General features: G+C 60.9%; 13 protein-coding genes. 6 read left to right on the top strand and 7 right to left on the bottom strand.

Annotated features, from left to right (window positions below; translation table 11 throughout):
- Window positions 1-4 precede the first annotated feature (4 nt).
- The 4 genes from AC1965_RS09890 (at window position 5) to AC1965_RS09875 (ending at window position 5925) form a co-directional block, all read left to right on the top strand.
- On the top strand, window positions 5-490 hold the full coding sequence (locus AC1965_RS09890; RefSeq protein ID WP_483883707.1) for a (2Fe-2S)-binding protein: 486 nt from the start codon (window positions 5-7) through the stop codon (window positions 488-490).
- Window positions 491-607: 117 nt separating this feature from the next.
- Window positions 608-2983: a xanthine dehydrogenase family protein molybdopterin-binding subunit gene (locus tag AC1965_RS09885; protein WP_483883706.1), complete on the top strand. Its 2376-nt coding sequence runs from the start codon at window positions 608-610 to the stop codon at window positions 2981-2983.
- A gap of 121 nt (window positions 2984-3104) precedes the next feature.
- A complete protein-coding gene (locus AC1965_RS09880) occupies window positions 3105-3896 on the top strand; it encodes an FAD binding domain-containing protein (protein WP_483883705.1) in 792 nt (263 codons plus the stop codon).
- A 157-nt stretch (window positions 3897-4053) separates the two neighbouring features.
- The gene (locus AC1965_RS09875) at window positions 4054-5925 is read left to right on the top strand and encodes an OmpA family protein (protein ID WP_483883704.1); all 1872 of its coding nucleotides are present in this window, start codon (window positions 4054-4056) and stop codon (window positions 5923-5925) included.
- Between the two features lie 287 nt (window positions 5926-6212).
- On the opposite strand, the gene infC is transcribed toward AC1965_RS09875, so the two are convergent.
- Window positions 6213-6674 (bottom strand): translation initiation factor IF-3, encoded by a 462-nt coding sequence (gene infC, locus AC1965_RS09870; protein WP_483887023.1) that lies wholly within the window; start codon window positions 6672-6674, stop codon window positions 6213-6215.
- A gap of 290 nt (window positions 6675-6964) precedes the next feature.
- On the opposite strand from infC, the gene AC1965_RS09865 reads away from it, so the two are divergent.
- Both AC1965_RS09865 and AC1965_RS09860 read left to right on the top strand, forming a co-directional pair.
- Complete coding sequence (locus tag AC1965_RS09865) at window positions 6965-7681, top strand: hypothetical protein (protein WP_483883703.1); 717 nt, start codon at window positions 6965-6967, stop codon at window positions 7679-7681.
- 170 nt (window positions 7682-7851) lie between these two features.
- Window positions 7852-9012: an MFS transporter gene (locus tag AC1965_RS09860; RefSeq protein WP_483883702.1), complete on the top strand. Its 1161-nt coding sequence runs from the start codon at window positions 7852-7854 to the stop codon at window positions 9010-9012.
- Between the two features lie 93 nt (window positions 9013-9105).
- Here the strand turns inward: AC1965_RS09860 and AC1965_RS09855 are convergent, their stop codons facing one another.
- The 6 genes from AC1965_RS09855 to cysG form a co-directional block, all read right to left on the bottom strand.
- Window positions 9106-9954 (bottom strand): ferredoxin--NADP reductase, encoded by an 849-nt coding sequence (locus tag AC1965_RS09855; protein ID WP_483883701.1) that lies wholly within the window; start codon window positions 9952-9954, stop codon window positions 9106-9108.
- A 70-nt stretch (window positions 9955-10024) separates the two neighbouring features.
- Window positions 10025-10441, bottom strand: coding sequence for a DUF934 domain-containing protein (locus tag AC1965_RS09850; protein ID WP_483883700.1), 417 nt, complete (start codon window positions 10439-10441; stop codon window positions 10025-10027).
- A complete protein-coding gene (locus AC1965_RS09845) occupies window positions 10438-11226 on the bottom strand; it encodes a phosphoadenylyl-sulfate reductase (protein WP_483883699.1) in 789 nt (262 codons plus the stop codon). Before AC1965_RS09845 ends, AC1965_RS09850 begins: the two co-directional genes overlap by 4 nt.
- Window positions 11216-12892: a nitrite/sulfite reductase gene (locus tag AC1965_RS09840; protein ID WP_483883698.1), complete on the bottom strand. Its 1677-nt coding sequence runs from the start codon at window positions 12890-12892 to the stop codon at window positions 11216-11218. The genes AC1965_RS09845 and AC1965_RS09840 overlap by 11 nt, the downstream gene beginning before the upstream one ends.
- Before the next feature lies 1 nt (window position 12893).
- Window positions 12894-13190: a DUF2849 domain-containing protein gene (locus AC1965_RS09835; protein ID WP_483883697.1), complete on the bottom strand. Its 297-nt coding sequence runs from the start codon at window positions 13188-13190 to the stop codon at window positions 12894-12896.
- Between the two features lies 1 nt (window position 13191).
- Window positions 13192-14586, bottom strand: a complete 1395-nt coding sequence (cysG, locus tag AC1965_RS09830) for a siroheme synthase CysG (protein ID WP_483883696.1) — start codon at window positions 14584-14586, stop codon at window positions 13192-13194.
- Window positions 14587-14669: the final 83 nt, after the last annotated feature.

The following is a 14669-nucleotide window of genomic DNA, read 5'->3' as shown; positions in this document are numbered from 1 at the left end:
GAACATGACGCAGGTCAAGATGACCGTGAACGGCAAACCCGCAACGGGTGACGTCGAAGGCCGCACGCTGCTGGTGCAGTTCCTGCGGGATGATCTGGGGCTGACCGGCACCCATGTCGGCTGTGACACCAGCCAGTGCGGGGCCTGCGTGGTCCATGTGAACGGGCAGGCGGTCAAAGCCTGCACCATGTTCGCCATAGAGGCCGAGGGCGCCGAGGTTGCCACCATCGAAGGGCAGGCCGCCGCCGATGGCACGCTGAACAAAATCCAGCAGGCGTTTCAGGATCACCACGGGCTGCAATGCGGCTTTTGTACGCCGGGCATGGTCATGTCCGCCGCGGCCCTGCTCAAGGATAACCCGAAGCCCAGCGAAGCCGAGGTGCGCCATTACCTCGACGGCAACATCTGCCGCTGCACCGGCTATCACAACATCGTCAAGGCGATCATGGCAGCATCCGGTCAGGAGGTCGGCACGCTGGCGGCTGAATAACGCAGCAAGCAAATGACCCGGATGGTGGTGGAGGAGGAGGCCGCCACCTTTCGGGGCCAAGGCGCGATACATCGTAGGGTGCAGCCTCGCTGCACCGCCACCCAAGGGAGGGAAGACATGCCAAAGGATCTAGAGCCCAGCAGCGGCATTGGTGCCAGCAGCAAGCGGCGCGAAGACGTGCGTTTTTTGACAGGCGCCGGAAATTATTGCGACGACATCAACATGCGCGGACAGGCACATGTTTTCTTTCTGCGCTCTGACGTGGCGCATGGCAGGCTCACCTCTGTCGACACTACGGCGGCTGCCGCCATGCCCGGTGTGGTCAAGATCTTTACCGGTGCTGATTTCACTGAAGTGGGCGGCATTCCCTGCGGATGGCAGATAACGGACAAGCACGGCGCGGTCATGCAGGAACCCCGCCACCCTGTTCTGGCGCATGACAAGGTCCGCCATGTGGGCGAACCCATCGCCGCCGTGGTTGCCGAAACGCTGGCCCAGGCCCGCGACGCGGCCGAGGCGATTGTGGTCGAAATTGATGAATTGCCCGCCGTGATCAACATGAAAGACGCGGTCAAGGATGGCGCGACCAAGGTGCATGACGATCTGACATCAAACCTTTGTTATGACTGGGGTTTCGTCGAAGAGAATAAGGACGCGGTTAACAAGGCCTTTGACGAGGCCGACCATGTCACCACGCTTGAACTGGTCAACAACCGTCTTGTCGCCAACCCGATGGAGCCGCGCGTGGCGATCGGTGACTACAACCGTGCTGACGGCGATCACACGCTATACACCACCAGCCAGAACCCGCATGTGATCCGTCTGCTGATGGGGGCCTTTGTGCTGGGCATCCCCGAACACAAGCTGCGCGTGGTCTCGCCCGATGTGGGTGGTGGTTTCGGCACCAAGATTTTCCACTACCAGGAAGAGGCCTTTTGCACCTTTGCCGCCAAGGCGGTTGGCCGCCCGGTGAAATGGACCTCTAGCCGTTCTGAAGCCTTTATGTCTGACGCCCATGGCCGCGACCATGTGACCAAGATCGAACTGGCACTGGACGCGGACAATAACTTCCAGGCGATCCGCACCGATACCTATGCCAACATGGGGGCCTATCTGTCGACCTTTGCTCCGTCGGTGCCGACATGGCTGCACGGCACGTTGATGGCGGGCAACTACCGGACACCGCTGATCTATGTGAACGTCAAGGCGGTCTTTACCAATACGGTGCCGGTGGACGCCTATCGCGGCGCCGGGCGGCCCGAGGCGACCTTTCAGCTTGAACGCCTGATTGACAAGGCCGCGCATGAACGCGGCGTCGATCCCATCGCTTTGCGGCGGCAGAACTTCATCACCGAATTTCCCTATGCCACCCCGGTGGCGGTGGAATACGACACCGGCGATTACCACGCCACGATGGACAAGATGGAAGAGCTGGCCGACCACGCGGGCTTTGCCGCGCGGCGCAAGCAAAGCGAGGCCAAAGGCCGGCTGCGCGGATTTGGCGTGAACTGCTATATCGAGGCCTGCGGCATCGCGCCGTCGAACCTTGTGGGCCAGTTGGGCGCGCGTGCGGGGCTTTACGAATCTGCGACCGTGCGGGTCAACGCCACGGGCGGTTTGGTCGTGATGACCGGCAGCCACAGCCACGGGCAGGGGCATGAGACATCTTTTGCACAGGTTGTGGCCGATATGATCGGCCTTGATGAAGGCATGGTTGATATCGTGCATGGCGACACCGCCAAAGTGCCGATGGGCATGGGCACCTATGGGTCGCGGTCGCTGGCCGTTGGCGGCAGTGCGATCGTGCGGGCGACGGAAAAGATCATCGCCAAAGCCAAGAAGATCGCCAGCCATCTGCTGGAAGCGTCTGAAAGTGATATCGAGCTGAAAGACGGGGCGTTCAGCGTCGCAGGCACGGATAAATCCGTCGCTTGGGGCGACGTGACGTTAGCGGCCTATGTGCCGCATAACTACCCGCTGGAAGAGATCGAACCGGGGCTGGAAGAAACGGCGTTTTATGACCCGTCGAATTTCACCTATCCCTCGGGGGCCTATGCCTGCGAAGTGGAACTGGACCCCGATACCGGGCAGGTCACGATCGAACGGTTCACGGCGGCGGATGATTTTGGCAATGTGATCAACCCGATGATCGTGACCGGGCAGGTGCATGGTGGCTTGGCACAGGGCATTGGGCAGGCGTTGATGGAAAACTGCGCCTATGATGCTGACGGTCAGTTGCTCAGCGCCTCCTACATGGATTACGCCATGCCGCGTGCCAGTGATCTGCCATTCTACGCGGTAGACCATTCCTGTCAGACGCCTTGTACGCACAACCCACTTGGGGTGAAAGGCTGTGGCGAGGCAGGGGCGATTGGATCGCCCCCGGCGGTGGTTAACGCGGTGCTGGATGCGATGCGGTCGGGCGGCAAGGACGTCGGCCATATTGATATGCCGGTCAGTCCGGCGCGGGTCTGGGCGGCGATGCAGGGATGAGCGTAAGTGGCTGCTGCGGGCAACCGGGGGTGTCATTCCCCCCGGTCGCCCCGCGAAGGTTTGTTTTGCAAGATGAACAGGGGACTGGCGCGATTGCGGACCCCGAAGGGAAGGACAGCAGATGTACGAGTTTGAGATAGAACGGCCCGCCAATGTGGCCGATGCAGTCACGGCACTGGGGCGCGACGAGGCCCAGCCGTTAAGCGGGGGGCAGACCTTGATCCCAACCCTGAAGGCGCGTCTGGCAATGCCGTCTGTGCTGGTGTCCCTGACGGGCATCGACGCGATGAAAGGGGTCCGCAGGGCGGACGACGGCCAACTGTGGATCGGCGGGGGCACCACCCACGCGACCGTGATGCTCGACGCGGCAGATCACTATCCGGCGCTGGCGGGTCTGGCGGCGCGCATCGGTGATCCTGCGGTGCGCAACCGCGGCACCATCGGCGGGTCGCTGGCCAATAACGACCCCTCGGCCTGTTATCCGGCGGGTGCGCTGGCCAGTGGGGCTACCATTATCACTGACCGGCGCGAAATCGGCGCGGATGATTTTTTCCAGGGCATGTTTTCAACCGCTCTGGATGAGGGCGAGATTGTCACGGCGGTGACCTTTCCAGTGCCGCAGGGCGCGCATTACGAAAAGTTCATTCAGCCTGCCTCGCGCTTTCCGTTGGTCGCGGCCTTTGTCGCCAAATTTTCTGATGGGGTGCGGGTGGCGATCACCGGTGCGTCAAATGGCGGTGTATTCCGCTGGGCCGAGGCCGAAGCCGCATTGTCGGGGAATTTTTCGGCGGGCGCACTGGACGGGCTGACGCTGCCGGGTGATGACATGATCAGCGATCTGCATGGCACAGGGGCGTACCGCGCCCATCTGTGCGGCGTCATGACACGCCGGGCGGTCGACGCCATCGGCTGAAAATTCGCCTCCTTTTTCAAGGCGCAGGCCGCGTTTCCAATCGGAAGCGCGGCCTTTTTCATTTGGATGATATTGGATAGCGGAACCACAACCCTCACTGTGCGTTAGAGGACAAGCGCTGCCCGAACGGCGTATCTGTAACCGTGAGGACCAAACAATGAAAAAGATACTAAAATCAACGACATCGCTGGGGTTGAGCCTTGCGCTCGCCTTTCCGCATGGGGCCTTTGCCCAGGAAAACCTGCCCGTTTGTGGCCCGGTTGACGCTGCTTCTGAATTTCCGTGTAACCTGGAAGGTCAGGTTGTCGCGAATATTGATGAACTGCGCGTTGTGTCCGGTCTGGCTGCGGATCAGGCCAATGGCGTTCTTGATACGCTGACCGACCAAACTACAGATGCAGAGGCCAACGCCGCCGCCGAGGCGGAAGCTCAGGCTGCTGCGGATGCTGAGGCTGCTGCCGCGTTGGAAGCTGACGCCGCTGCTGCTGCACAAGCCGAGGCCGCTGCTGCTGCCGACGCTCAGGCCGCTGCCGATGAGGCCGCTCAGGCTGCCGCTGATGCCGAGGCTGAAGCGGCACTTCAGGCCGATGCGCAAGCCGCAGCCGACGCAGAAGCGCAGGCCGCTGCTGATGCAGAAGCCGAAGCCGCACTGGAAGCCGAAGCGCAAGCTGCTGCTGATGCTGACGCCGCCGAGCAAGCCGCTGCTGATGCGGCTGCTGCTGAGGAAGCCCAAGCCGAAGCCGCCGCTGATGCCCAAGAGGATGCAGCCGATGCCGCCGCCGCTGAGGCCGCTGCTGTAGAAGCTGAAGCCGCCGAAGCAGCCGCTGCGGAAGAGGCGCGTATCGCCGCCGAAGCAGAAGCTGCTGCCGCCGCAGAACAGCAAACAGAAGCTGAGGCCGAGGCCGAAGCCGAGGCGGAAGCCGAACGTGAAGAGCGCCGCGCCGAGCGTCGTGAGCAGCGTCGCGCCGAACGCCGTGCCGAACGTGAAGCCGCTGCTGCTGCCGCTGCCGCAGCCGAGGCAAATGATGCCGACGCCGAGATGGTGACCGAAGAGGTGACCGAAGAGGACGTGCGCAGCTCCGACGAAGACTTTGACACTGAAGTAACCGCAGCCGGCCAAGCCGCCGCTGCCGCTTCGAACGACGACTCCGGTCTGAGCAATTTCGAAAAGGCGTTGCTGTTGGGTCTGGGTGCCGTGGTTGTTGGTTCCGTGCTGAAAAACGGCGACAAAGTTGTCAGCCGGTCAGGTGACCGCGTTGTGATCGAAGATCCCAATGGCGATCTGCGGGTGCTGAAAGATGACAACGCTCTGATCCGTCGCCCCGGTGACCAGGTTCAGACACAGACCTTTGATGATGGCTCCACACGGACCATCGTGACCAAGCCCGATAACACGCAGATCGTTACGATCCGCGCGCGCGATGGTCAGGTTCTGCGCCGCGTCCATGTCGACGCACAAGGCAACGAATACATCTTGGTCAACGATCTGGTTGAAGAGCGCGAAGTGGTGGTAAACGACCTGCCGCAGGTGCGTGAAAACTTCCGGACCACCAGCGGTCAGGACGAAGCGGCACTGCTGGCTGCCTTGCAGTCGGAACTTCGCTCGGACCAGAATCGCACCTTCTCTCTGCGCCAGGTGCGCGAGATCAAGGAAGTCCGGTCGCTGGCACCACAGTTGGAACTGGACGCTGTCCGCTTTCCAACAGGTTCGGCCGCAATTCAGCCTGAGCAGGCCAAGTCGCTTGCCAAGATCGGCGCAACACTGCGTCAGTTGATCAAGAACGATCCACGCACCGTGATCCTTGTTGAAGGTCACACCGATGCCGTGGGTGATGCGTCCTACAACCTGGCTCTGTCGGACCGCCGTGCGGAAACCGTGGCGTTGGCACTGACCGAGTACTTTGACGTGCCACCGGAAAACATGATCACCCAAGGCTATGGTGAAAGCGCATTGAAAGTGCCGACATCGACAGCCGAGGCCGCCAACCGCCGCGCGGTTGTGCGTAACATCACCGGCCTGCTGCGCTAACGCGCTGCACCAGCCATAAAATGCGAAACGCCCCCGGAGCGATCCGGGGGCGTTTTTATATCTAGGAGCGCAAGTATCTCTACGGCTCGTATAAAACTATCTATTCTGAAGAGGTCCGATCAGCATAACCATCTGGCGGTCTTCCAAGGCGTTGGGGTAGCCAATGCTGAGGTCTGGCAGTCGTGCGCCCTTGAGCGCACGATGAGAAGTCCAAGGCGTTGGCGCAGCTAATGCTGAGGTCTGGCAGTCGTGCGCCCTTGAGCGCACGATGAGAAGACCCAGAAGGGTTACTTGTTCGGCAGAGGTCCGATTAGCATAACCATCTGGCGGCCTTCCATCTTGGGGAAGTTCTCGACCCGACCATGCTCTTTGGTATCTTCGGCAACCCGCTCAAGCAGTTCGCGCCCCAGATTCTGGTGCGCCATTTCGCGGCCTCTGAAACGCAGGGTGATCTTAACCTTGTCGCCGTTCTCAAGAAATTTGAAAACATTGCGCATTTTGACTTCGTAATCATTGGTGTCAGTGTTCGGACGGAACTTGACCTCCTTGATTTCGATGATCTTTTGCTTCTTGCGCGCTTCGGCTTCGCGTTTTTGCGTCTCGTATTTGAACTTGCCAAAATCCATGATTTTACACACGGGAGGATTGGCATTGGGCGAGATCTCAACCAGATCAAGTCCGGCTTCCTCTGCCATTTCCATGGCACGCGATGGGGTCACAACCCCGACGTTCTCACCGTCCGCACCAATAAGGCGGATTTCATTTGAGCGGATCTTGTCGTTGATGCGCGGGCCGGTGTCGCGTTGCGGCGGCGCATTATGAGGTCTGCGAGCGATGGTGATGGTCCTTAGATTGTTGACGAATTTCGAGATTGCAAACTAAACGGGGGGACGGGCTTCTTCAAGCGGCAAAATTGGGCTAGAGGGGGCTTTGGGGCTGATTTTCTCTTGCACCTTTTGCATTTGCCGCGCAATTGGCCTCATAATGGGCGCGTAGATGTGTTTTAGCACATCCGGCCTTTCATTGAGGGGACACTATAATGAAGAATTTGATCTGGATCGTCGTTGCGGCTGTTATCGCGCTGGGGGCTTATATGCTCTACACTGGTAAGAACCCCAAAGAGGTAGCAAGCGATGCATCCGAGGCGGTTAATGCGCCCGAAGCACTGGAAAGCGCCTCTGAAGCGGCAGGGGAAGCGACTGTTGTTGTTGAGGGGGCGGTTGCTGACGCAGTGGACGCCACTGCCGAAGCGGCCGAAGTTGTCGGTGAAGTCGCAGCCGAGGCGGGCGCCGCAGTGACCGCAGCGGCAGAGGAAGCCGCCGATGTGATTTCCGAAGCCGTGGACGACGCCACCGCCGTAGCCAATGACTCCGCCGCCGATGTGGCCGAAGTCGAGGCAGAGGTGGAGGCCGAGGTTGAAGCAGATGCAGCAGCCGACGCCCAGACCGCCGTCGAAGCCGATAGCACGCCGACCACTAATGATACGGCCACCGACAATGCCGCATCTGGCAACAACGCTTCGGGCACGACCCAAACCGCCACTGCCGACACGACCACCGAGGCCGTCGTTGAGGCCGATGCCGAAGCATTGACGGTTGCAGGTTTCGACCTTGAGAAGGTCAGTACGATGATCGAACAGTCTGATCTGGGCGCCGTCCAAAAGGCAACTCTGATCAAGGGGTTGAAGGCCGCACAGGACAATCCTGAGGTGCTGAAAACCTTGCTCGAGCAGGTGCGCACGGCGCTGAATATCTGAGCTGACCACATAAAAACGATCAAGGCCGCGTTCGGGATACCGGGGGCGGCCTCTTCATTTGTGACATCGGAATTTGCGCCAAACGCGCGCGGCGTCGCGATTTTAGGTTTATCCACCTCTGGTCGCTTGCTATCCCGGTCCCAGTTGCCCCTGCGGAAAAGGTATCGCGCATGTCACGGTTGGTACTGTTTCTACTGTTTTTTGCCGCGATATTCCTCCAGGCTGGTGCGTATGGTCTGACCTTCATGCTGCCGCGCCTGTTCGACAGTTTCGGCGCCAATGAAAAGGTCGTGGGTGCCATGCTCTTGGTCACGACGCTGGCCACGCTGGTGACAGTCTATTTTTCGGGTCATTTGTCGGATGTATTCGGGCGGCAACGGACATTGGGTGTCGCCTGTATTGCGATCTCTGCCGCGTTATTTTTATACGCAAATGTCAGCGCTGTGGACGCGGGGCTGGTTGCGGCGAGTGTGCTATTGGGCTTTGGCTGGGGGCTGACGTATTCGCTGGGGCCCATCGTGTTGACCCGGCTGGTGCGCCCGGACGAACGCGTGCGGTATTTCACGTTGCTGTCGGTCTTTGTGATGGCCGGGTTTGGGCTGTCGCCGGTGCTGGCCTCGGTGCTCGAAGGCGCGGGTTATTCGGTGCGTGCGGCCTTTGGCGTGACGGCGGTCTTATGTCTCGTCAGCGCGGTGATGTTTTTCCTCCTGGATGCGCCGATCAGGGCCAATGCCCTAAGCCCACGGGCCGAAGCACCGTCACGCATCACGCTTGCCGCCTTGGCGGGGGTGATGCGGTCGCGCGCCGTGTTGCCGGTGACGATGGTCTGTCTGGGGGCCAGTGTGTTTGCCGGGCTGAATAATTTTCAGACGGTATTCGCAGACGCTCGGGGATTGGATTATGCGCAGTTTTACCTGGCATATACTGGCACGGTCGTCTTGTTGCGGCTGGTATTGGCGCGGTTCAAGGGCGGCGATAATCCCTACAGAACCATCGCGCTGCTGCAATATATCATGTGCTTCAGCGTGGTGTTGTTCATTTTCAGCGGGGGGAGCTTTCCGCTCTATCTGCTGGTCGCGGTTCTGTTTGGGCTTGGCTACGGGGTGTCCTATCCGATCCTTGTTTCGGTCGCGGCCAGTGACGCCCGCGAGGATTTGGGCGCGCAGACGCTGCAACTGTTCGCGCTGACGTATTTCATCGGGATATTCGGGTTTCCGCTGGTGGCAGGCTGGATGATCGTCGAGGTTGGCACGGTACCGTTGTTGGTATTGGTGGCGGTGCTGGCGGCGATAGAGGCGACGATGGCGCTGCGGCGGTCGCTGGCGGCATAGGGCCGGCAACCGCCATTAGCACGAAAGATGTGCTGAAAAGGGTGGTACAGAAACTGCCCGGCGCGCCCTGCGCTTGTTCCGTGCCTATCTGTCTCAGCCGACGAAGGCTTTTTCGACCACAAAGTGCTGGGGGTCCGAATTGGCACCCTCGGTCAGGCCGAACCCTTCGAGGATTGCCATGATGTCCTTGTTGAACCCAAGACTGCCGCAGACCATCGCGCGGTCGGTAGCGGCAGAGATCGGCATGATGCCCAGATCGGCAAACACCGTGCCGTCCTGTAGCAGCGTGGTGATCCGGCCCATCTTGGGGCTCTGCTCGCGGGTGGTGGTGGGGTAGTAGCGGATTTTCCCGAGGTTCTCGGCCCCGATCAACTCCTGCATCAGCTCGTCCGACTTCAACCCGTCGATCAGTTGGCGGCCATACTCCAGTTCTGCCACATCACGGCAGGTATGCGTCACGATGACCTCGTCGAATTTCTCATAGGTGTCCGGCTCGCGCAGGAGTGAGGCAAAAGGCGCAAAGCCGGTGCCGGTGGCAAACATCCACAGCCGGTTGCCCGGCAGCAGCGCGTCATGTACGAGTGTGCCCACAGGCTTGGGGCGCAGGATGATGTCATCGCCGGGCTGGATGTGTTGCAGCTTGGACGTCAGCGGACCGTCCTGCACTTTGATCGAATAGAATTCCAGCTCATCGTCCCAGGCAGGCGAGGCGATGGAATAGGCCCGCAGCAGTGGTTTTTGCTTGCCGGTTTCGGGGTGCGGGTCGCCCATGAGGCCGATCATCACAAACTCACCCGAGCGGAACCGCAGTGATGCCGGACGCGACACGCGGAAGGAAAAAAGCTGGTCCGTCCAGTGGGTCACCGATGTGACGGTCTGGGCGTCCGGCAATGTCGGAACGGGGCGGGCGTTGGCTTGGTTCACTTTGGTCTGCTCGGTCATGAATATATCCACAAGGTGGCTTGCGGTCCTTACTTAGGGGATGGAACGGGCGAGGGCAACGTGGGCGGTGTTATTCCGCCGCGACGGACCCGCGCAGGCGGGCCTGATAATCGTGTCGCTGCCAGTTGGCGCGGAACTGCCACTGGTCCTGAGGCTGGCGTGCGGCCAGCGCATGGTCGATCTCGACCTCGTCAAAACCCGACCGCCGCGCCATGGCGTATTGGTCGGCCAGAACATGACCACGGGCACGCAACCGGCCCTTGTAGCCGCGCAGCCGCAGGGTGCGCGCGATGGAAAAGCCACGTCCATCAGCGGAAGACGGAAAATCGACGCGGATCATTTGCACCGCCGGGGTCAGGTCTATCTTGGTGGCGTCACTGTCAGACGGCAGGTCAATCGCGCGGCAGTCATTGGCCGCCCCTTCACCGCAATAGCCGTGGGTCCAGTCGTCGGGGCCAAAGCCCGCATCGGTTACGATAACGCTCATGTCGTTCCTCCTGTTCGCACCATTTTGCCGTTCACAAAATGAATGCCGCATTCGTCTTTGGTTTGATCACGCCAGCGGCCCGCGCGGGGGTCTTCGCCGGGGGCCACAGGCGAGGTGCAGGGCGCACAGCCGATGGATGGATATCCCTGCGCCACCAGCGGGTGACGCGGCAGGCGGTTTTCGGTGATATAGTCGGCCACATCAGACGTCGCCCAATAGGCCAGCGGGTTCACCTTGATCCGTGGGGCGGCATTGGCCGGGGTTTCCACCTCGAAAAACTCCAACGCGGAACGTGTACCTGATTGAAACCGCTTGCGCCCGGTGATCCAGCCATCATATCCCGCCAGCGCCGCTTGTAGAGGCCGGGTTTTGCGCAGGGCACAGCAGGCATCGGTATCGTATTGGTGGAGCGTGTTGTCGGGATCTTGGGTTGCCAGTTCAGCGCTGCGCAGGATCGTGACATTGCGCAGGCCCAGCCGTTCGGTCAGTTCCTGCTGGTAAACCAGCGTTTCGGCGAACAGCATTTCGGTGTCGATGAACACCACCGGCAGATCGCGTTCGACCATCGCGGCCAGGTGCAGCAGCGCCACCGATTCCGCACCAAAGCTGGAGACCAGCGCCAGATTGTCGATCTCATTCGTTGCGCGGCGGATCACGTCTGTTGCGCTGTGGTGGCGCAGTTCGTTGTTGAGGCGCGCCGCCCGCTCTTGGGCCGCGATCAGTGTTTCTGACGGCGGCGCAGAGGTATTTGAAAAAGGATGAAACACAGGCTGGTCAAGCGGCATTGGCCCGGTCCGTGTCGGCGGCTTCGGGGTAGAGCGCTGCTTTGAAGGGGGCGAGACCCAGACGGCGGTAGGTTTGCAGAAAGGTCTCGGTGGGGTCGCGGCGCAGATCGAGATAACCCATGACAAGACGTTCAATGGCGGGCACGATGTCTTCCGCCGAGAAACCGGGGCCGGCGCGTTCGCCAATCGCCGCGTCTTCGGTGCCGTCGCCGCCGAGCGTGATCTGGTAGTTTTCCACGCCTGCACGGTCGAGGCCGAGGATGCCGATATGGCCAACATGGTGGTGGCCGCAGGCGTTGATGCAGCCTGAGATTTTGATCTTGAGCGGACCCACGTCATGCTCCAGCTTCAATTCGTCGAAGCGGGTGGCAATTTCTTGGGCGATGGGGATCGACCGTGCCGTGGCCAGGGCGCAATAGTCCATGCCGGGGCAGGCGATGATATCGCTGATCAACCCGATGTTGGCGGTGGCGAGTTTCGCGGCCTTCAGTTCAGCATGCAGAGCGGGTAGGTCGCTGCGGTGGACATGGGGCAGGATCACGTTCTGTTCGTGGCTAATGCGCAATTCATCGTGGCCGTATCTGCGCGCCAGTTCTGCCATCACGCGCATCTGATCGGCCGAGGCATCGCCGGGCGTCGCGCCGTGGGCTTTGAGGCTGATCGACACGATAGCATAGCCCGGCGCGCGGTGCTCGGCGAGGTTGGTATCGGCCCAAGCGCGGAAGACCGGATCGTTGGTATAGGCAGCCTCATAGGTCGCGAGGGAGGCGGTTTTGAAGGTGGGCGCGGCAAAGTCGGCCTCGATGCGCGACAGCATCTGTTGATCAACACCGGTGAACTGCGGGCGGATCAGCGCATATTGCGCGTCGACGCGGGTGCGGATGTCGTCGATGCCATTCTCATGCACCGTGATTTTGATGCGGGCCTTGTATTTATTGTCGCGGCGGCCCAGCACGTTGTAGACGCTGACAATTGCCTCAAGTGTGGGCAGCAGATCGTCTGCGCTGACAAACTCATAAAGCACCTTGCCGATCATCGGGGTGCGGCCAAGGCCACCGCCTATGATGACCTCAAAACCTTGCACGTCGTCACGCTCAACAATGCGCAGACCGATGTCATGCGCCTTGATCACCGCGCGGTCGGCGGCGGCACCTGTCACGGCTACCTTGAACTTACGCGGCAGGAACTGAAATTCCGGGTGGTCGGTGGACCACTGACGGATCAATTCGGCAATGGGGCGCGGATCGGCTATTTCATCCGCCGCGGCACCGGCAAAATGGTCAGCAGTAACATTGCGGATGGTGTTGCCCGATGTCTGGATTGCGTGCAACTTTACCTCTGCCAAGGCATCGAGCATGTCTGGCACATCGCGCAATTCGGGCCAGTTGTACTGGATGTTTTGGCGGGTGGTAAAGTGGCCGTACCCCTTGTCCCATTTTTCGGCGATGTAGGCGAGCTGGTCCATCTGCGCCGAATTGAGCGTGCCGTAAGGGATCGCCACGCGCAGCATATAAGCGTGCAGTTGCAGGTAGAGCCCGTTCATCAGACGCAGGGGTCTGAATTCATCCTCGGTCAGGGACCCATCAATGCGGCGTTCGACCTGGGCGCGAAACTGGGCGTTGCGCGCGGCGAGGAATTGATCGTCAAATTCGGTATAGCTGTACATCTTACAGGGTCTCCTGTTTGCCGTGGGCATAATTGGATGGGCCTTTGGCGCGGAAATCTTCGCGGAAATGCGTCGGGCGCGGTGCAGCGCCCTTGGTGTCGACATCGGCCAGATAGACGCCCACAACGTGACTTTGCTGTTGTAGGGCGTCGATCAGGCGCAAATCTGCGTCGGCTTCATCGGTCAGCACCTCGGCCTGCGCCAGATCGCGGGTCCACCCGGTGGCGGTCTGATAGATCACATCGCCTTCGAGCAGGGCATTGGCGGTGACAACTTTGGGGGTGAAGGGTTTGGGCATCTCAGGCCATCTCCTCGAGCGGGATTTCAGTGACGGCTTGTGCCGCGGCGCGCGGGGCAAGGCCGTAAAATGTAAGCGCGGGGCCGGACATATCGGCATCAGCCAGATCGCGCGGTAAATCGTTCAGCGTGGTTTTCAAAACCCGCTGATCCGCGCGCGAGGCGTTTTCGATCACCGTCACAGGCGTGGCACGATCCGCGCCGTGCATGATCAAACGGCCTTGTACAAAACGTGCGGATTTCTTGCCCATGTAGATCGCGGCGACCTCATTTGGGCGCGCCAATGCGGCCCAGTCGTGATCGGCAAACCCCTGCATGTCATGGCCCGTCAGGAACCGCACCGAGGCATTGCGCCCGCGTTTGGTCAGGCTCTGGCCGATGCTGGCCACGGCGGCAGAGGCGGCGGTGATGCCCGGCACGATGTGCCAGCCAATGCCATGGGTATCGACCGCGTCAATCTCTTCGTCCAGGCGGCCAAAGATGGTGGCATCGCCAGATTTTAGTCGCACCACCTGCGCGCCGCTTTGGGCGTGTTTGACCAGCAGGTCATTGATCGTTCCCTGTGGTGTCGAAGGGCCGAAGCCTTCCTTGCCGACGTCGATCATCAGCGCCTCACGGCGGGCCAGCTCGAGGATTTCGGCGCTGATCAGGCGGTCATAGATTACCACGTCGGCCTCATCCAGCGCGCGACGTGCCTTGAGCGTCAGCAGTTCAGGGTCGCCGGGGCCGCCGCCGACGAATGCCACATGGCCGGGGCGGGCATCGCGGGCCAAGTGATCGTCCAGCAGCGCATCCAGCGCGGGGCGTAGGGCATTCGGGCCATCGGCGATGGCACGCGGTCCAGTGGTAAAATAATAGTCTCGCCAGAAATCGCGGCGGGCCCGGCCCATGGGCAGGGCATCGGCCAGCTTGCGAAAGCCTTTGCCAATGCGCGCGAGGGTGCCAAGGGTGGTGGGCAGGCGTTCTTCGAGATCGGCCTTGATGGCGCGGGCGAGCACGGGTGCCGCGCCCTCGGTGCCGATGGCGATTGTGACGGGGTCACGATCGACGATGGCCGGGGTGATAAAGGCGCTGTCGTGCAGGTTGTCGACGATATTGACCAGAACGCCCGCGTCCCGCGCCAGCGCGCCGGTGGCGGCATCGGTCGCGGCGTCCTCGTCGGCGGCATAGAACAATGCGGCACCGGGCAGGTCACCCGCAGTAATAGCGCGGCGGTGCAGGAAAATTCTGCCCGCCGCATCCCAATCCGCAATCTGGGGTGCGGGGGTCGGCGCATATACGTGGATTGCGGCTTGGGTTTTCATCAGCAGGCGCAGCTTGGCCAAGGCGGCATCGCCGCCACCGGAAAGGGCGATGGTCTGGCCACGTGTGGCGAGGAAGATGGGAAAATGATCCATGAAGCGCCCTGCTGTTGCGTTTGACTTGAACTCATATATAGGAAATATTCCCGATATTGCGCTAGATGGGCGCGGAGATAAGA

Source organism: Sulfitobacter sp. KMM 9851, assembly GCF_057178245.1.
Note: the sequence above shows the minus strand (reverse complement) of the source record. Positions and strands in the feature narration are given on the sequence as shown.